Origin of the sequence: Agathobaculum massiliense, assembly GCF_900291975.1 — a bacterium.
Lineage (GTDB): Bacteria > Bacillota > Clostridia > Oscillospirales > Butyricicoccaceae > Agathobaculum > Agathobaculum ammoniilyticum.
In genome coordinates this window covers 2,742,501-2,768,004 of sequence record NZ_OMPN01000001.1, presented here as the reverse complement: position 1 = coordinate 2,768,004, position 25,504 = coordinate 2,742,501, and the positions used below count along the sequence as shown (strand labels likewise).

Here is a 25,504-nt window from a genome sequence, read left to right as displayed (position 1 = left end):
CTGTGTATCCACAGCTGTTATATGCTCATGCGGGACAGTTCACTGTACGCATCGAGCGCTTTGTTGCGAAGCTGTACCAGCAGTTCCACCGACATTTGTGCCTTTGTGCTTGCGATCGTCCGAATAGCGGGGTTATCCAGTTGCCCTGTCGCCATCAGATACTCCGCTTTGTTCTTTTCCTGATCGGTCTGCCTTACATTATCGATTGCTTCCTGGAAAATCTGCTCAAAAACCGGAAGCGCCGTCCGTTCGGAGTACTCCCGCTCTTCTTTCCCCACGGAAATGGGCAAGGCATCCCATAAGGGATGTATATTGGAAATCACTGCCATCCTTACGCTCCCTCCTGTTTACTTACCGATTTCCAGCGCGCGCGACGCAACTGTTTTCAGCGTATTAAATGCCGTAACATTTGCCGAAAATGCCTGTGTCGCTGCCATCGCATCGCTGATCTCCTTGACCAGATCAATATTGGGCAGCTCAACATATCCCTGCGCGTTCGCATCCGGATGCGTGGGATCATACGACAGCTTAAACGGGCTTGTGTCTTCAATAATCTGCGTCACCCGCACGCCCCCCTGCTGGGACAGCCCGCCGGCAGCCGCCGGTACACCTCCTGCGGCCTGTGCCAAAACATTGCGGAAAGAGTCCCTTCCGTTTTCCGCTTCCATGACCACCAGCTTTCTGCGGTATGGTCCGTTTCCACCTTCGACTCTTGTGGTGTTGATATTGGCTACATTTTCCGAAATAACATCCAAACGCAGCTGCTGGGCGGTCAACGACGAACCCGTAATGTTCATTGAACTGAGAAAAGCCATTCCGCTACCCTCCTGTTATTGTCCGCGGATTGCAGTGCGCAGCAAAGAGAGATCATCAGAAACCGCGCTCATCACATGCTGCAACTGCAGCGCGTTGCGCGCCAGCTCAATCCCCTGCTCCGTTGCATCCACACCGTTTCCATCCATGCGCGCCGTTTCATTTTCCGCGACATGAATAACCGGTCTTGCACCCTCTATAGCCTCGCGCAAGCCGCCGCCCGACGGTACAGCGGCTTGCAGACGGCTACGCAGCGTTTCTTCAAAGGTCACATATTTGGTTTTGTAATTCGGTGTTTCAACATTCGCCAAATTATCTAAGATCGCGGTTTGCTTTGTCCACAGAAAATCCATGGAACGTTCCATCATCAACAGTGAATTACTGGTAAGCGCATCCATTTTTCCCTCATCTCCAAACTGTCGAACCCTACAAGTTCTTCCGAATTATATACGAAATAATCATTCTGTTATATTTTACATCTTCTCCTGATTAGGGTCAACGTTTTTTCGACAATAATCGATATTTGTTTTCAACATCTATAGACATTTTCAACAAATCCGTATCACTCAGATGCTCTCCACCCCTTTTATCACCGAAAAAAAAAAAAAAAACCACTTATTTGTACTAATAATTCACCATTACAGCCTTATTTTCCACACTTATTTCTTTTTTTGTTTAAATAGTCAATTTTTTATAATACTTTTATCTGAATTCCTATAATTTCAACCTCCCCTATATACGTGCTCGCAATCATGCGTTATTTTTATGGAATGACATTACATAATCGTTTTTATTGCAGCGCCGCTCTATCAATACATAATATAAAATTCGTTTATTTATATGAACATCACTTTCCTGATAAAGGCTCTCCTCCCGTTTCCTTGTCGCGGCTGTCCTCACAGAGACGCCGCTGCCTCTAAGCTTTAGTGGGCGCGGCCTAAAGCCGCGCCCACTATCCCCAAGCCTGCGGACATCTGCTCTCCAGCGTCCTATGCTCATATGTAATTTAACAAAAATTTATATATAAGAAGATGCTAATTGAATATAGCGGTATGCCCAATAGGTATATGGCACATCTTTGTAAGACACTCCACTGCCGCCGGAGGTCCTGTTCAGCAGGCGCGTCATCAGCGCCGCTACTTCGCTTCGCGCGATATAGCTAAACGGACGGAACGTCCCATCCGCATACCCATTGACCCACCCGCGGGACACCGCATAATAGATCGCATCCTCGTTCGTAGCACCTGTCACATCGCTGAACCGCAGCGTACCGCGCGAATAACTCGGCGATCCCATCAGCCGGTAAAGCATCTCTACAAACTCTGCCCGCGTAATATACTGGTTCGGATGGAAGTAGCTTGTTACATCAATAATACCCGCATTTGCAAAGGCATTGATTTCACCTGCGCACCACATGTTGTAGGGTACATCGATAAATATATCCCCTGTGTTGGAAACGTTCTCAACATCGGACAATCGGTACAGCATGACGACAGCCTCTGCCCGTGTCATATTGGCTTCCGGCCGAAAGGTGCCGTCGGCATAGCCGTTGAGGAACGCGATCCTGCTTGAAGTATTGAGCTTTACCGTTCCCGTTGGCTTTACCGAATCCCTTGAATAATAAGCCCGTCCAGAAACCGTAACATTTTCTTCTATGTCATCCAGATACAGCGTCACTACGCCGTCCGCATTGCGGCTCATCTGATAGCTCTCCCCGCCGACGCGGATGTATGCCTTATCCGCCCCCACAGTGCGGCTACTGCCCCCGATTTTCACTGTAATCTCATCGATCTGGTAATTCTTATTGGGCGTAAAGTAAAACCGTACGCTGTCTCCCGCATCGATCCGGCTACCGGAAACGCTTTTGGTAATCTTCATATTGCTGGAGCTGTTGATCGTAAGCGAGGGGCGGGACACCGTGCTTGAGCTATTCGAGGTCGCCCCTACCGTGACAGGCTCCCTGATATTATCGATATAAAGCGTATATTCCCCGTTGCCGTTGTCCTGAATCTCATAATTACGGTTGCCTACACGGATTGTCTCATCATCCGGATCGGCGGAAGCCTTGCTTTCCCCAATCCGAACGGTAATTCTCTTTACGGAATACCTATCCGACGTGGTGCTGATCGTAAAAGCGGCGTCCTCACCACGGGCTACCGTATCCCCCACATCTGAATCAATATTGATGCGGGAACCCTCCTCCAGCTTGATGGGAATATTGTTTTCATCGTATGTGGAGGCAAATTCAATCGTGACATCATCTGTGATTTCCGGAAGCACAAAGGATACGCTGTCATCTGATTCACGCACGGAAATGCGGTCGTAATTCACCATGAAGTAAGACTGCTCCGGCGTCCATGTTGCATAGGTTTTCCCAACCTGCACCAGCATCTGGTCGATCAGGTAGCCTTCCTCCGTTGAAACCCGAACTGAAAGGGAATCCCCCTCATCCACAGTGGTCGTTTCACTGCCGGGGCGGTCAAGCTCCAGCCCGTCATCCATATAAATGCGTACCTTGTGCGTAACCGGTATTTTTTCTATGGATGGCGTGATCCTCAGATCGCCATACAGCGGGCCACTGACCGTCGTCTGATCGGCGGCACTCCAAGCAATTTTCAACCCATTCCAATCACCTGAAGAGGACACCGTGTTCGTCTCCGTTTTTCCATTTACGGTATAGGACAGGTACAGGCTTTTCAGCTGATACCCCTGATCCGGCGTAACAGAAAGTGTCGTCCTTTCGCCGTTTCCATATGTACCGCTCCCGCCTGTTTTCCCATCTTCTGGTTCGTCAATTTCCGCATCATACTCTGTGACGGGCGCGTAGGCAGATATGCTGATATCCGCGTCCGCTGTCAGCTGCCCCGCTGTAACCGTCAGCCTGCATGTATTGGAAAAGCTCGGCCACTGATCCACCTGCGCCGATATCCCACTATTCACATCCGCTCCGCTCAGCATATCCTGCTCCAATGTAAGCGAAACCGTTGATCCTGCCTCTGGTTTAATTTCTATGGTTATATTTTCCAGCCGGTACCCCTCCTCCGTTACGAGGGTAAAGGAGGCGCTTTTTCCGTCAGTCAGCTCCACTTCACCATTCGGCTCAAATTGGACCTTGCTGCCGCTTCCGTTTGCAATATCTACCGTTGCAGCATTAGATGCAGATCTTGTTGGAGAGTCTCCAATCCCCCCGATCTCCGCCGCAAGAGCAGTGGGCGTTGGCATAAGCAGTACTGCCGCCAACAGACCGGCCAATCCCTGTGTCCATTTCCCATTCATACGCACCGCGTCCTTTCCTGCGCACGGCCGGGCACCGCTTTCGCTGGCGTCTTCGCTGCCGTGTAAATACCTTTTTATTATTTATCGGACATATCCATCAGAAAAATAACCATGATTTCACGCCTTTTTGCTTTTCATCGTTTTCGCTCATTTTAATCTCTGTTCCCGCTTTGTTTTGTGCGCAATTTCCGTTGCCTTTGTCACAGGCAGAACGGTATCATATATACAGATATTTTTGATGAAAGAAGGGATCTCAGGATGATGAAACGCTTTTTCATATCTTTTTCCGTTTGTCTATTTTGCCTGCTGTCCGCTTGCAGCGGCGACAGCCCTGCTTCCGAAACCATATCCACTTACAGCTTCGGCGAGGATACGATTCCCGCGCTGGAGCAGGTGATGACGGAACAGTCCGGCGGGCGCCTGACCGCTGTGCTTTCTCCCGAAAGCACAGCGGGTGATGACGCAGGTACTGACGACGGCAACGCAGAGCGTACAGACAGTGCGGGCAACGAGGCCGACGCGACCTCCCCCTACATCGCTTACGACTATCAGCAATTCACTGAATATCAGACCGGTCCTGTCGTGCGCTCCTATGTCGATCTTCTGACTGGCGAGGCCATCGCCCTACAGCCTGAGGAAAAGCCGGACGACAGTGTCTATACCCAGCCTGTCGGCTCCATTCTGCTCACCCGTCAGGCGGTCATGGACGGCGCTACGTCTGCAAACAGCGAAGGGGAAAATACTGGCGACGGCGAAGCAACGTCCTATGCATCGCTCCCGCATGACCCTGAACTGCTATTCCGCGTCCGCATTGACTGGACGCCGACCAGTTGTCTGGTTACGCTCGACCATGTAGCCGGGCAGGACTTCGGCAACTCCCTGCTCACAGCCGGCTCTGCCCTCTCCTTTTCCACCGCGAAAGACCTGCTGAACACCGTCTCCCCCGAAGAAATCGGCCTGCCAGGTTCTTCCATGTCCGAATACAGCCTGAAGCCCGGTCCCGGCTTTGTAGAGGTGGATCATACTGCATGCCTGACAATTTATGTATATCAAAAAAACGCGGCAGGTACGAATTCCCTTGTCGAAACCTACTTTATCTCCTCCGACGGATCTACTCTGTACCGTCAAACCGGCACCGAACCGAATCAGGTGGAGAAAATCACGCTGTCCGGAGGGCATACTTCCCAGGCCGCCTCTTCGGATAGGGACCCCACTGAATAAGCCACATACTCATTGAAGGGCGTTTTTGGGCATTCGCTCCCTACCGCTCCCCTCCCATATGCCAAAAGGCGCTATCCAGCTTGGATAGCGCCTTTTGGCAATAATATCCTGTGTTATAAAAGCCTGTCTAACGGTTGCCCTTAAGTTATTTATGATGCAAGCTTTCCATTTGTGCGTTAACCGCATCCTCGCTTACCCGCATCGCGTCCAGCGTCAGCTGCAGCAGCTCGTCCAGTGTAAGCCCGCACAGCTCTGCCCCCCGCGCGATCACCTCGCGCGAACAGCCGGCAGCGAATTTTTTATCCTTATATTTTTTCTTCAGGCTTTTCAGCTCCATGTCCTGCACGCTTTTGGAGGGCCGCATGAGCGCGGCCGCGCCGATCAGTCCGGTCAGCTCATCCGAGGCAAACAGCAGCTTTTCCATTTCGTGCGTCGGCTCCACATCCGAGCAAAGCCCCCAGCCGTGGCTGCACACCGCATGGACGGTCGCCTCGTCCGCCCCGCCCTCGCGCAGCAGCTCGGGCGCCTTGACGCAGTGCTGCTCCGGCCATTGTTCAAAATCAATATCATGCAGCAGACCGGCTACGCCCCAAAAATCCGCGTCCTCGCCCCGCTGCTCCGCGAAATACCGCATAACGGCCTCGACCGTCAGCGCGTGGCGCAGATGGAACGGTTCCCTGTTATATCTGCACAAAAGCTCCCATGCCTGTTGTCTTTCCATTGCCTAACATCCTTTCCGCGTTTTTCTGTTTTCGTTTTCCGTCCGGCCGCGCGCTACTGCAGCCACGACGGCTTTTCCCTCATACGCACGCCCGCGGCAATGCCCAGCGCTGCGTACATGGTGACGATCGACGTACCGCCGTAAGAGAAGAACGGCAGCGTCAATCCCATGACAGGCAGCAGGCCGACGTTCATGAAGATATTCATAAACGTCTGGAACAGGAACATGCCCGACACCCCCACGGCGAGCAGCGACGAAAACGTCGTTGACGCGCGGTACGAAACATAAAACAGCCGCAGGATCAGCAGCGTCAGCAGGCCGATGATGAGCATGCAGCCGATAAAGCCCAGCTCCTCGCCCGCGACAGAAAAAATATAGTCGGTCTGGTTTTCCGATACAATCTGCATCTGCGTCATCGTGCCGTTGGTCAGGCCCTGCCCGCTGAGCTGCCCCGAGCCGATCGCGATCTTGCCGTAGGTCGCCTGGCGCGAGATATCCGGATCGATCGACGGGTCGAACAGCACCAGGATGCGCGTGATCTGGTAGCCCACCAGGACAAAATTCCACAGGAACGGTATGCTGACCAGCCCGAGCCCCGCGCCCACGGCGATCCACTTCATCGACAGACCCGCGGCAAACAGCATAATCAGCGCGATCATAAAATACTGGATCGCCATGCCAGTATCGCCCGAGGCAACGACCACCGCGCCCATCATGATGAGCGTGTGCAGGCCGATCACGAACAGGCCGCGCCATTCGCTGATGTGCTCGCGTATTTCGGAAATGTGCGCGGCAAGCGTAAAAATAAAAATCAGCTTGCCCAGCTCGCCCGGCTGCAGGCTGGTCACGCCCAGGTTGAGCCACGCGCGCTGGCCGTTGACCTCCTGCCCAAGTGGGGTGAACAGCAGCATCTGCAGGCCAATATTGAGCAGCACGAATATCTTCCACCAGCCGCTCATGGTTTCCAGGTCAATCAGGCTCATCACGACAAACGCGCCCAGGCCGATGATAATCGCCGCCGCCTGCACGAACAGGTTGCGCGTGCTGCCATCCAGCCCGCTCACGGGATTGAGCGTTGCCGAATAAATCAGCACCATGCCATACGCCGAGCACAGAAGCGCGAGGACAAGCAGATAAAGGTCGGTATTTTTCAGGTAATGTCTGACGGTTTTGAAAACGTCCACGCCGCCCCTCCTTTTCTATATGGGATTTGCGCCTGTTTTATATCATACCACAATGCAGCGCCGTTTGCGAGTCGCAAATTCAGCAAATTTTTCGCGTCTACCGCTGGAAAACTGTGCAGAACATTGTTATAATATTGACACTGTGTAAATTATACGGGAGGAAATGTTATGTTATCCGATATCGAAATCGCGCAGAGCTGCCAGATGCGCCCGATCGCGGAAGTCGCCGCGGCTGCCGGGCTGGATGCGGACGACCTGGAGCTGTACGGCAAGTACAAGGCCAAGCTGTCCACAGACGTGTGGACCAAGCTGGAGGGCCATGAAAACGGCAAGCTGGTGCTCGTCACCGCCATCAACCCCACCCCCGCGGGCGAGGGTAAGACCACCACGACCGTCGGCCTCGGTCAAGCGATGGCCAAGCTTGGCAAGAATGCGGTGATCGCGCTACGCGAGCCATCCCTCGGTCCTGTATTCGGCATCAAGGGCGGCGCGGCCGGCGGCGGCTATGCGCAGGTTGTGCCGATGGAGGACATCAACCTGCATTTTACTGGCGATATGCACGCTATCACCGCCGCGAACAACCTTCTCTGCGCCATGCTGGACAACCACATGCAGCAGGGCAACGCGCTCGGCATCGACCCGCGTCGCGTGATCTTCACCCGCGTGATGGACATGAACGACCGCAGCCTACGCAATATTACGATCGGCCTGGGCGGTAAAATGAACGGCGTGCCGCGCGAAGACCATTTTATGATCACGGTCGCCTCCGAGATCATGGCGATCCTGTGCCTAGCCTCCGACTTGGACGACCTGAAAAAGCGCTTCGGTGACATTCTGGTCGCCTATTCCTACGCAGGCAAGCCAATCTTCGCGCGTGACCTGCATGCGGAAGGCGCGATGACCGCGCTGATGAAGGACGCGATCAAGCCCAACCTGGTGCAGACGCTCGAAGGCACCCCCTGCCTGATGCACGGCGGTCCGTTCGCCAATATCGCGCACGGCTGCAACAGCGTGCAGGCGACCAAGCTCGCCTTAAAGCTCGCGGACATCGCCATCACCGAGGCCGGCTTCGGCGCGGACCTTGGCGCGGAAAAATTCATGGACATCAAGTGCCGCAAGGCTGGCCTCTCGCCCGACTGCATCGTCCTCGTAGCGACCGTGCGCGCGCTTAAATACAACGGCGGCGTATCCAAGGCCGAGCTGAACGCGCCCGACCTGGCCGCGCTCGAACGCGGCGTCTGCAATCTGGACGCGCACCTGGACAACATGCAGAAGTTCGGCGTGCCGGTGGTTGTGGCCATTAATTCGTTCCCGACCGATACCGAGGAGGAGGTCGCTTTCATCCGCGCGCACTGTGCAAAGCGCGGCGTGCGCGTGGCTCTCTCCGAGGTGTTCGCCAAGGGCGGCGAGGGCGGCAAGGCGCTTGCAAACGAGGTGCTCGCCGTGCTGGACGAGGGCAAAGCGGACTTCCATATGCTCTACGAGGACAGCCTCCCGCTCGAGGATAAGATCCGCAGAATCGCCAAGGAGATCTACGGCGCGCTGGGCGTGACCATCGCCCCGGCGGCGCACAAGGAGCTGGCGAACATCACCGAAATGGGCTACGGCCATCTGCCGGTGTGCGTGGCGAAAACGCAGTATTCGCTGTCCGACGATCCGGCCCTGCTCGGCCGGCCAACCGAATTTGTGGTCAACGTGCGCACGGCGCGCCTGGCCGCAGGCGCGGGCTTTGTCGTCGTCGAGACCGGCGCGATCATGACCATGCCCGGCCTGCCCAGGGTACCGGCTGCGGAAAATATCGACGTGGATCGGGAAGGCAGGATCACCGGCCTGTTCTAACGCTTCCTGACGCAAAGGTCGCCTGGGGGCGGCCTTTGCCTTGCCTCAACCCAACAAGGAGGGAAAACGCCCATGCAAATCAGCCTGATCCTGATGCGGGAGATCGTCCAGCTGTTCATCATCCTGCTGATGGGCTACATCATCGTAAGGGCAAAGCTGCTCCGTCCGGAGGACAGCCGCAGCCTATCGGTCGTCATGGTATACTTGCTCACGCCCTGCGTCATCATCAACGCTTTCCAGGTCGAATACACGCCGCAGGTCATGGCCGGGCTTATCTTCTCCTTCGCCATTTCGATCGCGGCGCACATCCTGTTTCTGTTGCTCACCCGCCTGCTTGCCGGTCCGCTGCATCTGGATGTGATCGAACGCACCGCCGTTATCTACACCAACGCGGGTATCCTGGTCATCCCGCTTGTGAACGCGCTGCTCGGTCCGGAATACGTCATTTATTCCTGCGCGTTCATCGTGGTGCAGCAGGTGCTGATCTGGACGCACTGCCGCAGCCTGCTCTGCGGCACGCGCGGCATGGAATGGCGCAAGCTTTTCCTGAACGTCAATATTATCGCGATTGTGGCTGGCTGTGCGTTGTTCCTGCTGCGCGTGCCGCTGCCCGCCCTTATCAACGACACGTTGGGTACGCTGGGCGATATGTTCGGGCCGCTGGGCATGCTGCTGGCCGGCATGGTCATCGCGGACACACCGCTGCGGCGCCTGTTCACCACGCCGCGCAATTATCTGCCCGTGCTGCTCCGCCTGCTGGCCTTCCCGCTTGTGACCGTGCTGCTGCTGCGGGCTGCCGGCGCGGCCGGCTGGATTGCGGACGGAAAGAATATTCTGATGATCGTCTATCTCGCCTGTATCACCCCCGCCTGTGCGACCGTGACCTCGCTCGCGCAGCTCTACGACCGCAACGCCGCGTATTCCAGCGCACTGTATGTACTGACAACGCTGCTTTCCATCGTGACTATGCCGGTGATGATTGGAGTATACGACGCGCTGATATGAGGATATGGCAGGAAAAAGCCGCCCGAATGGGGCGGCTTTTATGTTATGTAACCGGTATTTCCTGCCCGGCGAACACCACTGCCTGCACATCGTCAGCAGAGATGTGACCGAGGCCATTATTAAATGGTGCAAATTCCATTCGGGTCTTTTCTCCATTCTCATCCTCAATACCTGCCGATTGGCATCCGATTCGTTCCCCTGATTTCAGCAGCAGATATGTATTGCTCTGATCCCAGCCGAACAGCGCTTCATTTGCGCCGCTCCACTCAGCCGATATATCAAGCGCGGAAAATTGCAGGCAGTCCAAGGTCACCGTACCAGCATCCGTCTGAATGGATTTACCGACCAGCAATGTCTCCCCATCATCGTTACGATCCACTGGGAAAGTAAACTCCCAGCATCCGTCCAACTCTTGCAGTTCGCCATCCGCCTCATACCAAAAGCCGTTAAACAAAGCAGACGCCTCGCCTGTCAGCGCAAAATCCGTTGCACTCAGCCGAATCAGGAACTCCAACGGAGCATCCTCCTGCCCGTTAACGCTAAGGAAACTTATATTGCTGCCATGTGATAGCTGCGTTTTCTGGTCGGGTATGGTAAACTCCCAGTCACAAAAACCCGCATTGGCATACTGCGTTCCCGAACGGTTCGTCCAGTTATCCACCCGCATCGTCTTTTCTGTTTCACTGGCTACCGTCCCCTTAAGGTAGACATACCATGTGTCCCCGTATATTTCATCCAGCGTAACTGTAAGGCCTGCGTCCGACTGACTGAGCCCCAGCGCGGTTCCCGTATGCGTATCCTCCCAACTTGCCATGGTATTCCGGATGTTATCCCGCACAGCCTGTACTGCAAATGCCCCGGAAAACGTCAGCGCCGCCGCAACTGCAACCGCTACCATCCCTCTCATTCTGCGCCGCGGCTTATGGCACCGTTCTACGCGCATGCGCACCGCCTTCTGTTGACGGTTGTCAAATGTTACGTTTTGCAAGGCGGCATTGCATTCTTCTCTAAATATTTTCCTCATAATACCACTCCTTCAGCATGGGTTTAAGCTGTTCCCTGGCCCGTTTGAGCCGGCTAACTACGGTGTTCGTCCGCACATGCAGAAGCTGTGCGATCTCACGCGCCTTGTAGCCCTCATAATAGTGCAGCAGGACGACTGCTCGGTATTTGGGTGCGAGCGACAGCACCGCACGAATCAGCGTGTCATCCGCCCCGTCAGACGCATCGGCCAGCAGGGCGGCAAGCGCTTCGCCGTCCGCGCGGCGCTTGTGCCATGGCGACAGGAGATAGCTTTTGCACACATTGATCGCAATGCGCGTCAGCCACGTTTTTTCACCGCTCTCGCCGCGAAAGCCGCCTGACCGCCACGCGCGGAAAAAAGTGTCCTGCACTGCATCCTCAGCCAGCGTGCGGTCGCCAAGGTACAGGGTACACAGGCGCAACAGGTCGGTGCCATAAGCCACCATAGCATGGTCAAGGTCGAATGCCTCCCTCATAGAGGGCGGGGCTGTGATTTCCCTCATCGTTCCCTCCTCCTTTCTGCCTATTAGACCCCTGCAGTGAAAAAAATATTGCATGCATTTTCTCCTGCTTCTTTCCAAAGTGTAAAAATCTTTTTTTCCGCCACAGGATATGATATACTGAACCTGTTACAATGTAGCATACCCACCCTCTGCTGACAAGGATGTGTAAATGATGGAAAACTTTACGTTATCCAACGGTGTGTCTATTCCCGCCGTTGGATATGGCACTTATCTTGCGGACTGCGACAGCGCCGCAGTCGTCGAAAATGCTCTGCGCGCGGGCTACCGCCATTTTGACACCGCTTCTTTTTATGGCAACGAGGCCGAGCTGGGGCGCGCCCTCCAACAATGCGGCGCGGCGCGCGGCATGCTTTTTCTAACCTCCAAGCTGTGGAAGACCGAGCTGGGCTACCGGCAGGCGCTCGACGCATTCGAGCGTTCTCTGGAAAAGCTCGGCACAGACTACCTCGACCTATACCTGATCCACTGGCCGCGTCCGGACGACCTCTCCGCGGAGTGGGCCGAGCTTGACCGCGGCACTTGGCGCGCCCTGGAGGAGTTATACCATGCGGGCCGCGTTCGCGCGATCGGCGTGAGCAACTTCCTGCCCCACCATCTGCGCAGCCTGATGGAAACCGCGGAGGTCGCGCCCATGGTCAATCAGATCGAATTCCATCCGGGCTACCCGCAGACCTGGAACGTCGAATTCTGCAAGGCGCACGGCATTCTGCCGGAGGCGTGGAGTCCGCTCGGCCGCACGCGCGTGCTGGACGATCCGTTCCTACGCGAGCTGGCGGCCGGATACGGGAAGTCCGTCGCGCAGCTCTGCCTCCGCTTTGCCCTACAGCGCGGCGTGCTGCCGCTGCCCAAGTCCTCCGCGCCGGAACGTATGGCGGCCAATCTCGACATTTTCGATTTTACGATATCGGACGCGGATATGGATCGCATCCTCACCCTGCCGCAGTTCGGCTGGTCCGGCCTGCATCCGGACTTTCCCAAGCAGCAGCCCTGAACGGGCGCAGCCGGCCGCGCAAGCGGCCGGCTGGCATTTTTGCTTGACAAGCCGCGCGGAATGCGGTATACTGACCCCGTTAATAAATGATTTGAGGTGGAAGGATGAAATAAGCTCTTCTTGCAGGATTCATTGGGCTGGCAGACCGCTTTGGTTTGCCGCACCCGCTTGCAGGAGCGCTTATTTTGTCTTTGCCGCCTTTTTCTGCGCCTTTTTGCGCGTGGGAAGCGGTCTGCGTCGTCCTGCACCGTTTTTCATGCGTAGGAGGTGCATTTTTATGTCTGTCATCGAAATTTCCAATCTGACCTTTGCCTATGAGGGCAGCTATGACGCTATCTTTGAGAACGTTTCCCTCCGGCTGGACACCGACTGGCGGCTCGGTCTGGTCGGCCGCAACGGGCGCGGCAAAACGACGCTGCTGCGGCTGCTCCAAGGCGCGCTGCCCTGCGGCGGCGCGGTCCGCTCCACCGTGCCGTGCGACTATTTCCCTTTTCCCATCCCCGACCCGTGCAAGGACGCAATCGGTGTGGTCGAGGACGTGCAGCCGGACTACGAATACTGGCGGCTCGCGCGCGAGCTGCACCGGCTGGCGCTTTCGGACGAGATCCTGTACCGGCCGTTCCGCTCGCTGTCCGGCGGCGAGCAGATGCGGTTGTTGCTCGCGTTGCTGTTTGCGCGCGAAAACCGCTTCCTGCTGATCGACGAGCCGACCAACCATCTGGACACGGAAGCCCGCGCGCTGGTGGCGGATTACCTGAAAAGCAAGCGCGGCTTCCTGCTCGTCTCGCATGACCGCGCGTTTTTGGATGGCTGTGTCGATCACATCCTTTCGATCAATAAATCGGATATTTCGCTGCAAAAAGGCAATTTTTCGTCCTGGTTCTCCAATAAAGAACAGATGGACGCTTTTGAGCTGGCTGAAAACGAGCGCTTACGCGCGGATATCCGGCGGCTGGATGAAGCGGCCAAGCGCGCCGCCCGCTGGTCGGATCGGACCGAGTCCGAAAAGCACGCGCGCAACAGCGGCCTGCGTCCCGATCGGGGCTATATCGGCCACAAGGCGGCCAAGATGATGCAACGCGCCAAGTCGCTGGAAGCGCGGCGGCTGGATGCGGTGGAGCAAAAGGCGGGGCTGCTGCACAACGTCGAGCGCGTGGACGATTTAAAGCTCCACCCGCTCTCCTACCGCGCGCAGGCGCTTGCCGAACTGACCGACGTGGCCGTGCAGTACGGCGGCGCGCCGGTCGTCGCGGACGTGCGCCTTGCGGTGACGCGCGGCGCGCGCATCGCACTCACCGGACGAAACGGCAGCGGCAAATCCAGCCTGCTCAAGCTGATCGCCGGTCAGGATATCCCGCACACCGGCACAGTGCGGCTGGGCAGCGGGCTGACCGTGTCCTATGTGCCGCAGGACGCGTCCTTCCTCTCCGGCAGCCTGACTGGCTATGCCGATGCCTGCAGCGTGGACCGCACGTTGTTCCTCTCCATCCTGCGCAAGCTGGACTTTGCCCGCGTGCAGTTTGAAAAGGATATGGCGGATTACAGCGCCGGGCAAAAGAAAAAGGTGCTGCTTGCCCGCAGTCTCTGCGAGCAGGCGCACCTGTATCTGTGGGACGAGCCGCTCAACTATATCGACGTATTTTCCCGCATGCAGATCGAGCAGCTCCTGCTCGCGTACCAGCCCACACTGCTGTTCGTCGAGCACGACCGCGCATTCTGCGAAAAGATCGCCACCGAAACCGTGCGGCTGTGACCGTTTACCTCTCCAGCCGCACCCCGCAGCGGGGGCAGTGTTCCTCCCCGCCGTTCAGGGGCTTCCCGCAGTGCGGGCATCTCATCCATAGGCACGCGATGCCGACTTCGGCCAGCAGGTAGCTGCCGATCAGCACGGCCAGCGCCAGCCGCTCCCAGGCGGCATAAGGGCTGCACGCCAGCGCGAGAAACACCGGCACGGAAAGCGCCCAGCGCAGGCGTGCCGCCCACACATGGCCGCGTGGCAGCTTTGCCGATGCGGGCGGCGCATGGTCCCGCCGGATGCGGCCGCAGTCCTCGAGCGAGGAGCCGCAATGCGTGCAGTATCGCGCGCCGAACTTCAGCCCCTTGCCGCAATACGGGCAGCGGTAGCCGGCGAGCAGCACCGCCGTACCCGCGACCGCCAGCAGAAGGGCGCCCCCGATCGTCCACGGCGTTTCCCATGCGGGCCAGTCGTGCCGAACCGCGGTATACAGAAGCACCGCCAACGCCGCCGCGAGCAGGCTAACTCCTGCGATTTCTGCCTTTTTGAAGCTCATGCCGTTCCCCTCCCCTGTTTTCGCTTCCAGTATAGCACCCCTGTGTTAAATCCGCAGTGCGGTGCGCATAAAATTCCGGCAAAGCGCCGCGCCGGCCTGCGCCTTGCCATTTGCGTCCCGCCGTGGTATGATAGTTAGAGAATGTATAGAAAAGGTGTTTTGATGGAATATATCACCCACTCCCCCGAGGAGACCGAAGCCCTCGGCGCGGAATATGCGCGGTCGCTGCGCCTAGGCGACGTGGTCGCGTTTTCCGGCGACCTGGGCGCGGGAAAGACCGCGTTCACGCGCGGCGTGCTGCGCGGTCTGGGATACAAGGGCCGTGTGACCAGCCCGACCTTTGCGATCGCCAACGAATATGACACGCCCGCCGGGCGTGTGGCGCATTTCGACCTGTACCGCATCCTGGACAGCGAGGCGCTGTTCGAGATCGGCTTTGACGAATATTTGGGCGGGGATCGCATTGTGCTGATCGAATGGAGCGAAAACGCGGCCGATATTTTGCCGGATTCCTATAAAACCGTGCATATTTCGTACGGAAATGCTGAAAACGACCGAGCGGTCACGATTGGGGAGGTATCCGCTTGAAGATACTTGCATTCGAATCCTCAGCGGTCAGCGCGTCCGTCGCGCTCATTGAGGATGAGCGGCTGGTCGCACAGTCTTTCCAAAATTGCGGCCTGACGCACTCGCGCACGCTGCTGCCCATGGCGGAGGATCTGCTCGCCAACTGCGGTGTATCCTTGGACAAGATCGACGCCATCGCGGTTGCACACGGCCCCGGCTCGTTCACCGGCGTACGCATTGGCGTGGCGACGGTCAAAGGGCTTGCGCTCGGCGCGGGCAAGCCCTGCGTCGGCGTATCCACGCTGGAAGCGATGGCCTGGGGCGCGCGGGTGCTGGGTGGCCCGCTCTGCTGCGTGATGGACGCCCGCGCCGGACAGGTATACAACGCCCTGTTCACGGTCGAAAACGGCGCGCCGCGCCGTCTGTGCAGCGACCGTGCGCTGCGGCTGGCCGATCTGGGCGAAGAAATCGGCGGAGCGCCGTATTTTCTGGTTGGAGACGGGGCCGATCTATGTTATAATACCCTTAAGGAACGATGTCCCTGCCTGCGTCTTGCGCCGCCCGAATTGCGGTACCCCACAGGCTTCGGCGTGGCGGCCGCCGCCCTGCCCCTTTTGAAAGCAGGCCAGACCTGCCCGCCGCAGGCGCTTGATGTCTTTTACCTGCGCCGCCCGCAGGCCGAACGGGAGCGTCTCAAACGGCTTTCCGGGCAACAATGAATTTCAGAATAAAGGAGACAACGATTATGGCAACCGTTCACGAAATGAATCATCCGCTGATCAAGCATAAGCTCAGCCTGATGCGGGACAAGACCACCGGCGTTAAGGAGTTCCGCGAGGCGGCCCGTGAGATCGCGATGCTGATGTGCTATGAGGCCACCCGCGACCTGCCGCTCAAGGAAATCACAATCGAAACGCCGGTTTCCGAGGCGCGCGTACAGGTGATCTCCGGCAAGAAGATCGCGCTGGTCCCCATCCTGCGTGCCGGCCTCGGCATGGTGGAGGGTATGCTGGAGATGATTCCGGCTGCCAAGGTCGGACACATCGGCCTGTACCGTAATCCGGAGACGCTGCAGCCGATCGAGTACTACTGCAAGCTCCCGAACGATATCGAGGAGCGCGACGTACTCCTGCTCGACCCCATGCTCGCCACTGGCGGCTCCGCGGTCGCCGCGATCGACGGGCTCAAGCGCCGCGGCGTTAAGCACATCAAGCTGATGAACCTGATCGCCGCGCCGGAAGGCGTCGAAACTGTTCAGAAGGCGCATCCGGACGTCGAGATCTTTGTTGCCGCCATCGACGACAAGCTCAACGACCACGGCTATATCGTACCCGGCCTGGGGGACGCGGGCGACCGGATCTTCGGCACCAAGTAAAAAAAACAAAAAGATGGTGCGGCTAACGCCGCACCATTTTCATGGGAGCTTTTCAAATGGAAGAAATTCAGCATTATGAGATCGAGTCCGACCGCCTGCGCTTCCGGCGGCTGCGCGCGGATGATTTTGGCCTTGTCGCCCCGATCCTGCAGGATGTACAGACCATGTATGCTTGGGAGCATGCGTTTTCCTATGAGGAGGTCTGCGACTGGATCGCCGACATGCTGCACCGTTACCGAGAGGACGGCTGCGGTTATTTTGCTGCGCTAAGCCGGCAGACCGGCGCGCTTGTCGCGCTTGCTGGCCCTCTGGTCGAGCAGCTCCAAGAGCGGGCTGAGATCGGGATCGGCTATATCGTCCGGCGCGAGCTGTGGGGGCAGGGCTACGGCGTGGAATGCGCCCGTGCCTGCATCCGCTATGCGTTCGGCGTGCTCGGCGCGGTGCGTGTGGTCGCGACCATCCGCCCCAACAACCTGCCCTCTCTGCGTGTCGCCGCCCAATGCGGGATGCAGGCCGTCGGGCAGATCAGCAAGCATTACCGCGGCAAGGACATGCCGCATATCGTCTGTGCGCTCGACCAGCCGCTGACGCAGGGACAAGCAACGGCTGAGGACAGCGCCGATGCCTGAAAGTCAAACCAAAACCCGCCTTTTCAGGCGGGTTTTCTTCATTAACGGTATTGCTCCGCCCAGACCGGCGCTTGCTCTGCAAGCGACCGGGGGACATCCAGCACGCGCTGGTTTTCGCTGCCGCGGAACCGCAGCTCGATATTGCGTTCAGCCTCGATAAACCGCCCGTCTACCAGCAGGTCAAGCTGGGAAAGCAGCTTTTTCACAGAGGGATCGGGCAGCCCCAGAAGCTCTTCGAACGTATAGCCGGAATACGCCATCAGGTGCTTCCCCTTCTTCTTCAGCTCAACCGCCAGCCGGTACAGTGGCTCGGGCTGACAAAACGGTTCGCCTCCGGAAAAGGTCACGCCCTTTACCAGCGGGTTTTTGCACATATCGCGCAGCAGGGCTTCTAGCTCCATATCCCTGCCGCCCGCAAAATCGTGCGTCTGCGGATTGTGGCAGCCCGGGCAGTGATGTGGGCAACCCTGCGTGAACAGAGTATAGCGGAAGCCGGGGCCGTCGACAATCGACTCCCCGACCGTACCCGCAATGCGTATGGACCCTTCCATTACGCCGTATGCTCCTCTTCCAGCGAGCAGCACGCTACTGTGTGCTTTACGCGGTCATGCTCCTCCGCGCGCTTGGCGTTATTGAACCGATCGAGCGTGCCGACCAGATAGCCCGTGATACGGCGGATACGCTCAAAGCCGACACCCTCGCCGATCAACTGCTCCTGCATTACCTTTTCTTCCATAATCGTACGCTTCCTTTCTCAATCCTTGACGATTTTCAATGTATTGGGCTGACGGTCGGCTTCCTCCGCAGGATCGCCGTGGTAGCCGAGCGTCATACTGTTCAAATTCTTGTAAAGGCCGAGCTTCTGCAGCTTGGAAAGCGGCACGCCCTCGCCCTCATGCCGGCCGCAACGCGGGCAGGTTTCACCGATGATGCCGGTATAGCCGCACACAGGGTCGCGGTCGATCGGATGGTTGATGGCGCCATAGCCGATACCCGCCTCTTTCATCGCGCGGACTACCGCCTCAAACGCCTCCAAATTCTGCGTCGGGTCGCCGTCCAGCTCGATATAGCTGATGTGGCCGCCATTGGTCAGTTCGTGGTAGGGCGCCTCTCGCACAATCTTTTCAAACGCCGAGATCGGATAATATACCGGTACATGGAACGAATTCGTATAGTAATCCCGATCGGTCACGCCCTCGATCTTTCCGTACTTCTGGCGGTCGATCTTGACGAAGCGGCCGGACAGCCCCTCTGCCGGCGTCGCAATCAGGGAGAAGTTCAGGCCGTATTTTTCGCCCGCCTTATCCACCCGCTCGCGCATGTGGCTGACGATCTCCAGACCCAGGTTCTGCGCTTCGTCGCTTTCCCCGTGATGCTTGCCGATCAGTGCCTTGAGCGTTTCCGCCAAGCCGATGAAGCCAAGCGTCAGGGTACCGTGCTTGAGCACCTCGCCCACCGTATCGTCCGGTCCGAGCTTATCTGAGTCGATCCATACGCCCTCGCCCATGAGGAACGGATAATTGCGCACCTTTTTCGCCGCCTGTATCCGGAAGCGGGCCAGCAGCTGATCGAATACCAGATCGATCTTCCGGTCGAGATCCTCAAAGAACCAGTCGATATCGCCGTGGCTGCGGATCGCGATACGCGGCAGGTTGATCGACGTGAACGACAGGTTGCCGCGGCCGGTGACAATCTCGCGCGTGGGATCATACCGGTTGGCGATCACGCGGGTACGGCAGCCCATGTAAGCGCATTCGGTTTCCGGATGGCCGGGCTTGTAATATTTGCGGTTGAACGGTGCGTCCAGGAACGAGAAGTTCGGGAACATTCGCTTGGCCGACACGCGGCAGGCCAACTTGAACAGGTCGTAGTTTGGGTCGGTTTCGTTGTAATTGATCCCTTCCTTGACCTTGAAGATATGGATCGGGAAGATCGGCGTTTCGCCGTTGCCCAGTCCCGCCTCGGTCGCCAGCAGAAGCTGCTCTGTCGCCAGACGCCCCTCGGGCGAGGTATCCGTGCCGTAATTGAGCGAGGAAAACGGGATCTGCGCGCCCGCGCGGGAATGCATGGTATTGAGGTTATGTACCAACGCCTCCATGGCCTGATAGGTGGCCTTACGGGTTTCCTTATCTGCGTATTTGCGAGCGAAGCGCACGCATTTGGCCGCCGCCTCCGTGCCAAGGTTCTCCCCCAGCGCGGCGTTCAGGGCCTCGTCATAGCCGTTCCTCCCCGCCAGACAGGCCCATTTGCCGGTCTGGCGTTCGAGCCGTTCGGTCAGCGCCGCGGCATCCACCTCATTGTTCTCATCTGCGCCATATACTTCCAGCGCTTTCGCCAGATTGTCGCGGAACAGCTTGCGGAAGGTCTTCTTCACCCCCGGCGCCATCGAGTAGTCGAAGTTGGGAACGGACTGTCCGCCATGCTGGTCATTCTGGTTGGACTGAATGGCGATACAGGCCAGCGCGGAATATGAACGGATATCGTTCGGCTCGCGCAAGAATCCATGCCCCGTCGAAAAACCGCCGGAGAACAACTGCAATAGGTCGATCTGGCAACAGGTTGTTGTCAGCGTCAGAAAATCCAGGTCGTGAATATGGATATCGCCTTCGCGGTGCGCCTTGGCGTGCGCAGGGTCGAGAATAAACATCTCATAGAACTGTTTGGCGCCCTCTGAACCATACTTGAGCATAGTACCCATCGCGGTATCGCCGTCGATGTTGGCGTTTTCGCGCTTGACATCGTTTTCGAGCGAGGACTGGAAAGTCAGATCCTCGTACACTTTCATCAGTTTGGTGTTCATCTCGCGCACGCGTGTGCGCTCATTCCGGTAGAGGATATACTTTTTTGCCGTGCGGGCATGTCCGTTTTTAATCAGCACCTTCTCTACCGTATCTTGTATCTGCTCAACGGTAGGGATCTCGTCTCCAGCAGCGGCTTCCAGCGCTTTTTCCACCTGTCCGGCCAGATCGCGCGCCATTTCATAGTCCTGGCCGCCCGACGCCTGCGCCGCGCCGAAGATCGCGCTTGCAATCTTATCAATTTCAAAGGGCGCACGGCGGCCGTCCCTTTTGATGATCTGCTGGATCATATTCGCTGTCCCTTTCCTTTTCGCCGCCGTTTGCGGCGCTCACTAAATTTCGTAGTGTTTTTCATTTTTCTGCACCATATATTGTGCCTGTATTTGATATTTTACCCCTATCCCTATACAATGTCAAGCCCATTTCGGCTTTTTGGCAGAATCACAAGAAATCCGCATTTTTTCTTGTTGCATTTTCTAATCTTTTCTTTTTCCCCCTGTGGACCATGTGAATAATCCCCTGTGGACAGCCTGCCTCCTGTGGATAAAGCTGTGTCCGCAGTGTGGAAAGCTACCGGAAGACGCAAAAACGCCCGCACCATATATCACACAATATATAGTGCAGGCGCTCTGTTCGGTTTAATCCGCCAAACCGATCGCGTTGGATACCGGAAGCGACAGGACAATGCCGTGGCTTTTGGTTTTCATGCCGACCGCTTTCATAATAGCGGTCATGATCTCCTGCTTCTCCTCGCTCTTGACCACGAGGAAAACAATCTCCTTTTCCGCCTGTATCTCGATGCCGAAAAACTGCTTAACCTCATCCTCCGCGATGCCGCGGGCGGAGATCACCGTACCGCCGCGGGCGCCCGCTTTCCGCGCGACATCCATGACCAGATTGGTATACCCCTGCTCCATGACGACCGCGACCACGTCAAAGCCGTCCTTCTTTTCCGCTCTGTCCATATCCAACACCTCCGTTTGTTCTGCCTGTGTCAGCAGCTTGTGCCAACGCACACCGATTCCTGTGACCGGCACCGAAAAGGCGATGCCGCGGCCTGGGTAACGCATTTTCAGCTCATAGCCGAGCCGTTCCAGCAGATGCTGCGCCAGTTGATGCCCAGCAAGACACATCACGATCGCTTTCGATGTTTCGCCCAGGCCGAGCAGGTCAAGCACTTCCGTGCGCGCAGTCCCCCGCGCCATGCACTCAAAGCTGACCAGCGCGCGATTTTCCCGATAAACACGCAGCACGCTCTCAGCCTGCGCCGTATCGACCACCGCTACAACAAGCTCGACTGCGCTGTGTACCGTCATCTGAGGCTGATACTCACTCATGCGGCGTGTCCTCCTGTAATACGATGATTTCATCCTCATCCTCTGCGGCGGGCAGTTCCTCCTCCGCTTCGGTAAGGCGTTGCTTCTTCCTATATAGAATACCAAGAATTTGTATCGTAAGCAAGGGGGTCATTGCAACCATCGCCACAATTCCAAACGCATCGGTCAATACATTGCCACCCATCGCCTCACAGGCGCCCATTGCAAACGGCAGCAGAAAGGTCGTCGTCATCGGTCCGGAGGCCACGCCGCCGGAGTCGAACGCGATACCGGTGAATATTTTGGGTACCAGAAAGGTCAGCCCCAGTGCGACCGTATAACCCGGCACCAAAATCCAGTAAATCGACAGCCCTGTCAGCACACGCAGCATGGACATGCCTACCGAGCAGGCTACGCCGATGGAAAGGCTCAGCATCATAGCGCGCTGGGATACCGCGCCGTTTGTAATCATCTCTACCTGTTTGTTCAGAACATGTACTGCGGGTTCGGCCGTGACTAGAAAATAGCCGATCAGCATGCCAAGCGGCACCAGCAGCCAGCTATGTCCCCCGCCGGCGAGCTGTTGTCCCAGGAAATGGCCGGCCGGCATAAAACCGACGTTTACACCAGTCAGAAACAGTGCCAGCCCAACAAAAGTATAAATAAAGCCGACGCCGATTTTCTGTAGCTGCAGCCGGCGGAAACGCCGGAAAACAAGCTGGAATATCGCGCAGAAAATGATAATCGGGAAAAGCGCGGAGCATACCTCTTTAATATACTCCGGCAGATCGTGCAGGAATACCAGCGCTACCTGCTGCGTGTCCTGCACCTCCGGCACTGTGACCGGCGTATAGCTGGGATCGCCGCCGCGATAGAAAATCCCCAGTAGTAGCACGGCCAGAATCGGCCCAATGCTGCACAGCGCAACCAAACCGAAGCTGTCGTCCTGCGCGTCACGGTCACCACGGATGGAGGCCAGGCCGATGCCGAGCGCCATGATGAACGGAACCGTAATCGGGCCGGTCGTCACGCCGCCCGAATCGAACGCCACCGAAACGAATTCGTTGGGGACAAAAATAGAAAGCACGAAAACGCCGATGTAAAACATAATCAACAGATTCGCCAGTCGGATCTTGAACAGGGTACGCAGCATGGCAATCACGAAGAACAGGCCGACGCCAGCCGCTACTGTCCAGATCAGCATGGCATTAGGGATGGATGGTACCTGCTCCGCCAAAACCTGCAGGTCCGGCTCTGCAATCGTGATCAAAATACCAATCAGCAGCGTAATACCGATAACAATCGCCAGATTTTTCGTTTTCGGCAGCTGCGCGCCGATACCTTCGCCCATAGGCGTCATAGAGACATCCGTACCGAGCGAAAAAAAGGCCATTCCAATAATCAAAAGCACCGCACCTGTCAAAAAGAGAGTCAACGTTCCGACAGGCATAGGCGCCACTGTAACGCTAAGCAGTAAAACGATCACTGTAATTGGGAGTACCGAAGACAGCGACTCCATCAATTTTTCTTTCAGGATTTTGTTCATTCACATTCCTCCAGCACCATCTTAATACAATCTTAATATTATCATACCAGAAAAATGCGTTCTGTACCAGCGGTCAGAGCCAATCTTAACAAAAACAAAACGCCAACCCTTAACGGATTGGCGTTTTTTATGTGCGCGTTGAGTTATCTTCCCGGGCCGTCGCCAGCCAAGTATTGTCACCGTAAACGAGCTTAACTACTGTGTTCGGAATGGGAACAGGTGTACCCTCGTCACCATTAACACGCACTGTTCAGGATTACACCTTGAAAACTGAACAATAACTATGGCAAACAAAGAGTAAAATCTGAGATTGCCTCTAATATGAGGTCAAGCCCTCGGCCTATTAGTATCAGTCCGCTGCATACATTACTGCACTTCCACTCCTGACCTATCAACCTTGTAGTCTACAAGGGGCCTTACTCCATAAAGGATGGGAACACTTATCTCGAGGGGAGTTTCACGCTTAGATGCCTTCAGCGTTTATCTCGTCCGTACTTAGCTACCCAGCTATGCCCCTGGCGGAACAACTGGTGCACCAGCGGTACGTCCATCCCGGTCCTCTCGTACTAAGGACAGCTCCTCTCAATATTCCTGCGCCCGCAACAGATAGGGACCGAACTGTCTCACGACGTTCTGAACCCAGCTCGCGTACCGCTTTAATTGGCGAACAGCCAAACCCTTGGGACCGAATTCAGCCCCAGGATGCGATGAGCCGACATCGAGGTGCCAAACCTCCCCGTCGATGTGGACTCTTGGGGGAGATCAGCCTGTTATCCCCAGGGTAGCTTTTATCCGTTGAGCGACGGCATTTCCATTCACATACCGCCGGATCACTAACTCCAACTTTCGTTACTGCTCGAACCGTCATTCTCGCAGTTAGGCTCGTTTATGCGTTTACACTCAGTGCACGATTTCCGTCCGTGCTGAACGAACCTTTGAGCGCCTCCGTTACTCTTTAGGAGGCGACCGCCCCAGTCAAACTGCCCACCTGACAGTGTCCCCCGACCAGATTCATGGCCGCAGGTTAGAATCCCAATATCCCAAGAGTGGTATCCCAAGGTTGCCTCCACAAATGCTGGCGCACTTGCTTCCCAGGCTCCCACCTATCCTGTACATGGAATACCGAGATCCAATATCAAGCTACAGTGAAGCTCCATGGGGTCTTTCCGTCTAGTTGCGGGAAACCGGCATCTTCACCGGTACTACAATTTCGCCGGGCGGGCTGTTGAGACAGTGCCCAAATCGTTACGCCATTCGTGCGGGTCAGAACTTACCTGACAAGGAATTTCGCTACCTTAGGACCGTTATAGTTACGGCCGCCGTTTACTGGGGCTTAAGTTCGCACCTTCGCTTGCGCTAAGCACTCCCCTTAACCTTCCAGCACCGGGCAGGCGTCACCCCCTATACGTCATCTTTCGATTTAGCAGAGAGCTGTGTTTTTGCTAAACAGTCGCTTGGGCCTTTTCACTGCGGCCTGCTCTCGCAGGCGCCCCTTATCCCGAAGTTACGGGGCCAATTTGCCGAGTTCCTTAACAACCCTTCTCCCGTTGGCCTTAGAATACTCATCCCATCTACCTGTGTCGGTTTGCGGTACGGGCACCTTAGTATACACATAAGCTTTTCTCGTCTCTCACGCCAGTTACTTCCCTACTAAATTTCGGTCCCTTACGCCCGGGGCAACCATCGCCCGGGTTAACCTTAATGAAAGCGTCCCTTATGCTTAAAGTTCGGTGGTTACGGAATTTCTACCGTATGTGCATCGACTACGCCTTTCGGCCTCGCCTTAGCTCCCGACTAACCTTGGGCGGACGAACCTTCCCCAAGAAACCTTAGATTTTCGGCCATTATGATTCTCACATAATTCTCGCTACTTATTCCGGCATTCTCACTCGTATAAAATCCACCAGTGCTTCCGCTCTGACTTCGCCTCTTATACGACGCTCCCCTACCCAATGCATTACTGCAATGCCTAAGCTTCGGTTGAACGCTTAGCCCCGTTACATTTTCTGCGCAAAACCACTCGACCAGTGAGCTATTACGCACTCTTTGAATGAGTGGCTGCTTCTAAGCCAACATCCTGGTTGTCTTCGCAGTTTCACATCATTTTCCACTTAGCGTTCATTTGGGACCTTAGCTGTAGATCTGGGCTGTTTCCCTTTTGACCACGAGACTTATCTCACGTAGTCTGACTGCTATTCATCAATTAGCCGGCATTCAGAGTTTGATAGGGTTCGGTAACCTCGCGGCCCCTAGCCCATTCAGTGCTTTACCTCCGGTAATCTAAAATAACGCTAGCCCTAAAGCTATTTCGGGGAGAACCAGCTATCTCCGAGTTCGATTGGAATTTCTCCGCTATCCACAAGTCATCCCCGGCTTTTTCAACAG

22 protein-coding genes, 2 rRNA genes and 1 pseudogene (1 of these 25 running past the window's edge) are annotated in these 25,504 nt (G+C 56.4%); 9 read left to right on the top strand and 16 right to left on the bottom strand.

The features are described 5' to 3' along the window. Nucleotides 1–17 precede the first annotated feature (17 nt). From DBQ51_RS14060 to DBQ51_RS14045, 4 genes are all read right to left on the bottom strand, one after another. Nucleotides 18–329: a flagellar hook-basal body complex protein FliE gene (locus DBQ51_RS14060; protein ID WP_082397025.1), complete on the bottom strand. Its 312-nt coding sequence runs from the start codon at nt 327–329 to the stop codon at nt 18–20. Between the two features lie 18 nt (nt 330–347). After that, nucleotides 348–815: a flagellar basal body rod protein FlgC gene (flgC, locus tag DBQ51_RS14055; protein ID WP_054327081.1), complete on the bottom strand. Its 468-nt coding sequence runs from the start codon at nt 813–815 to the stop codon at nt 348–350. Nucleotides 816–830: 15 nt separating this feature from the next. Further along, nucleotides 831–1,211 (bottom strand): flagellar basal body rod protein FlgB, encoded by a 381-nt coding sequence (gene flgB / locus DBQ51_RS14050; protein ID WP_054327080.1) that lies wholly within the window; start codon nt 1,209–1,211, stop codon nt 831–833. Between the two features lie 619 nt (nt 1,212–1,830). Beyond that, a complete protein-coding gene (locus tag DBQ51_RS14045; RefSeq protein WP_107631871.1) occupies nt 1,831–4,089 on the bottom strand; it encodes an S-layer homology domain-containing protein in 2,259 nt (752 codons plus the stop codon). A gap of 258 nt (nt 4,090–4,347) precedes the next feature. Between DBQ51_RS14045 and DBQ51_RS14040 the strand changes: the two genes are divergently transcribed. Continuing rightward, nucleotides 4,348–5,310, top strand: a complete 963-nt coding sequence (locus DBQ51_RS14040) for a hypothetical protein (protein WP_107631870.1) — start codon at nt 4,348–4,350, stop codon at nt 5,308–5,310. Between the two features lie 145 nt (nt 5,311–5,455). Here the strand turns inward: DBQ51_RS14040 and DBQ51_RS14035 are convergent, their stop codons facing one another. Together DBQ51_RS14035 and DBQ51_RS14030 are read right to left on the bottom strand one after the other, a co-directional pair. Then, nucleotides 5,456–6,031 carry an HDIG domain-containing metalloprotein gene (locus tag DBQ51_RS14035; protein ID WP_107631869.1) on the bottom strand — a complete coding sequence of 192 codons (576 nt, stop codon included), beginning with the start codon at nt 6,029–6,031 and terminating at the stop codon, nt 5,456–5,458. A 53-nt stretch (nt 6,032–6,084) separates the two neighbouring features. Next, the gene (locus tag DBQ51_RS14030; RefSeq protein WP_054327076.1) at nt 6,085–7,215 is read right to left on the bottom strand and encodes an FtsW/RodA/SpoVE family cell cycle protein; all 1,131 of its coding nucleotides are present in this window, start codon (nt 7,213–7,215) and stop codon (nt 6,085–6,087) included. A 168-nt stretch (nt 7,216–7,383) separates the two neighbouring features. Between DBQ51_RS14030 and DBQ51_RS14025 the strand changes: the two genes are divergently transcribed. Together DBQ51_RS14025 and DBQ51_RS14020 are read left to right on the top strand one after the other, a co-directional pair. Beyond that, nucleotides 7,384–9,054: a formate--tetrahydrofolate ligase gene (locus DBQ51_RS14025; protein WP_054327075.1), complete on the top strand. Its 1,671-nt coding sequence runs from the start codon at nt 7,384–7,386 to the stop codon at nt 9,052–9,054. A gap of 72 nt (nt 9,055–9,126) precedes the next feature. After that, complete coding sequence (locus tag DBQ51_RS14020; RefSeq protein WP_054327074.1) at nt 9,127–10,059, top strand: AEC family transporter; 933 nt, start codon at nt 9,127–9,129, stop codon at nt 10,057–10,059. 43 nt (nt 10,060–10,102) lie between these two features. Here DBQ51_RS14020 and DBQ51_RS14015 read toward each other — a convergent pair whose 3' ends face one another. Beyond that, nucleotides 10,103–11,083 carry a hypothetical protein gene (locus tag DBQ51_RS14015; RefSeq protein WP_107631868.1) on the bottom strand — a complete coding sequence of 327 codons (981 nt, stop codon included), beginning with the start codon at nt 11,081–11,083 and terminating at the stop codon, nt 10,103–10,105. Beyond that, nucleotides 11,067–11,585 carry a sigma-70 family RNA polymerase sigma factor gene (locus tag DBQ51_RS14010; protein WP_242977945.1) on the bottom strand — a complete coding sequence of 173 codons (519 nt, stop codon included), beginning with the start codon at nt 11,583–11,585 and terminating at the stop codon, nt 11,067–11,069. The genes DBQ51_RS14015 and DBQ51_RS14010 overlap by 17 nt, the downstream gene beginning before the upstream one ends. A 169-nt stretch (nt 11,586–11,754) precedes the next feature. Between DBQ51_RS14010 and DBQ51_RS14005 the strand changes: the two genes are divergently transcribed. Together DBQ51_RS14005 and abc-f are read left to right on the top strand one after the other, a co-directional pair. Next, the gene (locus DBQ51_RS14005) at nt 11,755–12,597 is read left to right on the top strand and encodes an aldo/keto reductase (RefSeq protein WP_307718894.1); all 843 of its coding nucleotides are present in this window, start codon (nt 11,755–11,757) and stop codon (nt 12,595–12,597) included. A gap of 277 nt (nt 12,598–12,874) precedes the next feature. Continuing rightward, a complete protein-coding gene (gene abc-f, locus DBQ51_RS14000) occupies nt 12,875–14,350 on the top strand; it encodes a ribosomal protection-like ABC-F family protein (protein WP_107631866.1) in 1,476 nt (491 codons plus the stop codon). Nucleotides 14,351–14,354: 4 nt separating this feature from the next. Here the strand turns inward: abc-f and DBQ51_RS13995 are convergent, their stop codons facing one another. Continuing rightward, a complete protein-coding gene (locus tag DBQ51_RS13995) occupies nt 14,355–14,888 on the bottom strand; it encodes a zinc ribbon domain-containing protein (RefSeq protein WP_107631865.1) in 534 nt (177 codons plus the stop codon). A 162-nt stretch (nt 14,889–15,050) separates the two neighbouring features. Here DBQ51_RS13995 and tsaE point away from each other — a divergent pair, with 162 nt between their 5' ends. The 4 genes from tsaE to DBQ51_RS13975 are packed head-to-tail and all read left to right on the top strand — an operon-like array spanning nt 15,051 to nt 17,459. After that, on the top strand, nt 15,051–15,476 hold the full coding sequence (tsaE, locus tag DBQ51_RS13990; protein ID WP_107631864.1) for a tRNA (adenosine(37)-N6)-threonylcarbamoyltransferase complex ATPase subunit type 1 TsaE: 426 nt from the start codon (nt 15,051–15,053) through the stop codon (nt 15,474–15,476). After that, complete coding sequence (gene tsaB, locus DBQ51_RS13985; RefSeq protein WP_107631863.1) at nt 15,473–16,174, top strand: tRNA (adenosine(37)-N6)-threonylcarbamoyltransferase complex dimerization subunit type 1 TsaB; 702 nt, start codon at nt 15,473–15,475, stop codon at nt 16,172–16,174. Before tsaE ends, tsaB begins: the two co-directional genes overlap by 4 nt. 26 nt (nt 16,175–16,200) lie before the next feature. Then, entirely contained in the window at nt 16,201–16,830 is a 630-nt protein-coding gene (gene upp, locus DBQ51_RS13980; RefSeq protein ID WP_107631862.1) for a uracil phosphoribosyltransferase, read from the top strand. Nucleotides 16,831–16,886: 56 nt separating this feature from the next. Continuing rightward, nucleotides 16,887–17,459 carry a GNAT family N-acetyltransferase gene (locus tag DBQ51_RS13975; protein WP_159068196.1) on the top strand — a complete coding sequence of 191 codons (573 nt, stop codon included), beginning with the start codon at nt 16,887–16,889 and terminating at the stop codon, nt 17,457–17,459. Nucleotides 17,460–17,500: 41 nt separating this feature from the next. Here the strand turns inward: DBQ51_RS13975 and nrdG are convergent, their stop codons facing one another. From nrdG to DBQ51_RS13940, 7 genes and pseudogenes are all read right to left on the bottom strand, one after another. After that, a complete protein-coding gene (gene nrdG, locus DBQ51_RS13970; RefSeq protein ID WP_054327061.1) occupies nt 17,501–18,010 on the bottom strand; it encodes an anaerobic ribonucleoside-triphosphate reductase activating protein in 510 nt (169 codons plus the stop codon). Then, nucleotides 18,010–18,153: pseudogene (gene nrdD, locus DBQ51_RS13965) on the bottom strand (anaerobic ribonucleoside-triphosphate reductase); the annotation flags it as partial. The gene nrdG and the pseudogene nrdD, both read right to left, overlap by 1 nt. Before the next feature lie 60 nt (nt 18,154–18,213). Continuing rightward, nucleotides 18,214–20,547 (bottom strand): anaerobic ribonucleoside triphosphate reductase, encoded by a 2,334-nt coding sequence (locus DBQ51_RS13960; protein WP_107631860.1) that lies wholly within the window; start codon nt 20,545–20,547, stop codon nt 18,214–18,216. A 348-nt stretch (nt 20,548–20,895) separates the two neighbouring features. Further along, nucleotides 20,896–21,594 (bottom strand): P-II family nitrogen regulator, encoded by a 699-nt coding sequence (locus tag DBQ51_RS13955; protein WP_107631859.1) that lies wholly within the window; start codon nt 21,592–21,594, stop codon nt 20,896–20,898. After that, nucleotides 21,587–23,119 (bottom strand): DUF1538 domain-containing protein, encoded by a 1,533-nt coding sequence (locus DBQ51_RS13950; protein ID WP_107631858.1) that lies wholly within the window; start codon nt 23,117–23,119, stop codon nt 21,587–21,589. Before DBQ51_RS13950 ends, DBQ51_RS13955 begins: the two co-directional genes overlap by 8 nt. A gap of 130 nt (nt 23,120–23,249) precedes the next feature. Continuing rightward, nucleotides 23,250–23,366: ribosomal RNA gene (gene rrf / locus DBQ51_RS13945) — 5S ribosomal RNA — on the bottom strand. Nucleotides 23,367–23,442: 76 nt separating this feature from the next. Continuing rightward, nucleotides 23,443–25,504 (bottom strand): 23S ribosomal RNA (locus DBQ51_RS13940) (it continues 781 nt past the right edge of the window).

What these genes read in the sequence shown, in the direction of transcription:
- DBQ51_RS14060 (WP_082397025.1), bottom strand. Translation starts at nt 329, where the DNA reads ATGGCAGTGATTTCCAATATACATCCCTTATGGGATGCCTTGCCCATT.
- flgC (WP_054327081.1), bottom strand. Translation starts at nt 815, where the DNA reads ATGGCTTTTCTCAGTTCAATGAACATTACGGGTTCGTCGTTGACCGCC.
- flgB (WP_054327080.1), bottom strand. Translation starts at nt 1,211, where the DNA reads ATGGATGCGCTTACCAGTAATTCACTGTTGATGATGGAACGTTCCATG.
- DBQ51_RS14045 (WP_107631871.1), bottom strand. Translation starts at nt 4,089, where the DNA reads ATGAATGGGAAATGGACACAGGGATTGGCCGGTCTGTTGGCGGCAGTA.
- DBQ51_RS14040 (WP_107631870.1), top strand. Translation starts at nt 4,348, where the DNA reads ATGATGAAACGCTTTTTCATATCTTTTTCCGTTTGTCTATTTTGCCTG.
- DBQ51_RS14035 (WP_107631869.1), bottom strand. Translation starts at nt 6,031, where the DNA reads ATGGAAAGACAACAGGCATGGGAGCTTTTGTGCAGATATAACAGGGAA.
- DBQ51_RS14025 (WP_054327075.1), top strand. Translation starts at nt 7,384, where the DNA reads ATGTTATCCGATATCGAAATCGCGCAGAGCTGCCAGATGCGCCCGATC.
- DBQ51_RS14020 (WP_054327074.1), top strand. Translation starts at nt 9,127, where the DNA reads ATGCAAATCAGCCTGATCCTGATGCGGGAGATCGTCCAGCTGTTCATC.
- DBQ51_RS14015 (WP_107631868.1), bottom strand. Translation starts at nt 11,083, where the DNA reads ATGAGGAAAATATTTAGAGAAGAATGCAATGCCGCCTTGCAAAACGTA.
- DBQ51_RS14010 (WP_242977945.1), bottom strand. Translation starts at nt 11,585, where the DNA reads ATGAGGGAAATCACAGCCCCGCCCTCTATGAGGGAGGCATTCGACCTT.
- DBQ51_RS14005 (WP_307718894.1), top strand. Translation starts at nt 11,755, where the DNA reads ATGATGGAAAACTTTACGTTATCCAACGGTGTGTCTATTCCCGCCGTT.
- abc-f (WP_107631866.1), top strand. Translation starts at nt 12,875, where the DNA reads ATGTCTGTCATCGAAATTTCCAATCTGACCTTTGCCTATGAGGGCAGC.
- DBQ51_RS13995 (WP_107631865.1), bottom strand. Translation starts at nt 14,888, where the DNA reads ATGAGCTTCAAAAAGGCAGAAATCGCAGGAGTTAGCCTGCTCGCGGCG.
- tsaE (WP_107631864.1), top strand. Translation starts at nt 15,051, where the DNA reads ATGGAATATATCACCCACTCCCCCGAGGAGACCGAAGCCCTCGGCGCG.
- upp (WP_107631862.1), top strand. Translation starts at nt 16,201, where the DNA reads ATGGCAACCGTTCACGAAATGAATCATCCGCTGATCAAGCATAAGCTC.
- DBQ51_RS13975 (WP_159068196.1), top strand. Translation starts at nt 16,887, where the DNA reads ATGGAAGAAATTCAGCATTATGAGATCGAGTCCGACCGCCTGCGCTTC.
- nrdG (WP_054327061.1), bottom strand. Translation starts at nt 18,010, where the DNA reads ATGGAAGGGTCCATACGCATTGCGGGTACGGTCGGGGAGTCGATTGTC.
- DBQ51_RS13960 (WP_107631860.1), bottom strand. Translation starts at nt 20,547, where the DNA reads ATGATCCAGCAGATCATCAAAAGGGACGGCCGCCGTGCGCCCTTTGAA.
- DBQ51_RS13955 (WP_107631859.1), bottom strand. Translation starts at nt 21,594, where the DNA reads ATGAGTGAGTATCAGCCTCAGATGACGGTACACAGCGCAGTCGAGCTT.
- DBQ51_RS13950 (WP_107631858.1), bottom strand. Translation starts at nt 23,119, where the DNA reads ATGAACAAAATCCTGAAAGAAAAATTGATGGAGTCGCTGTCTTCGGTA.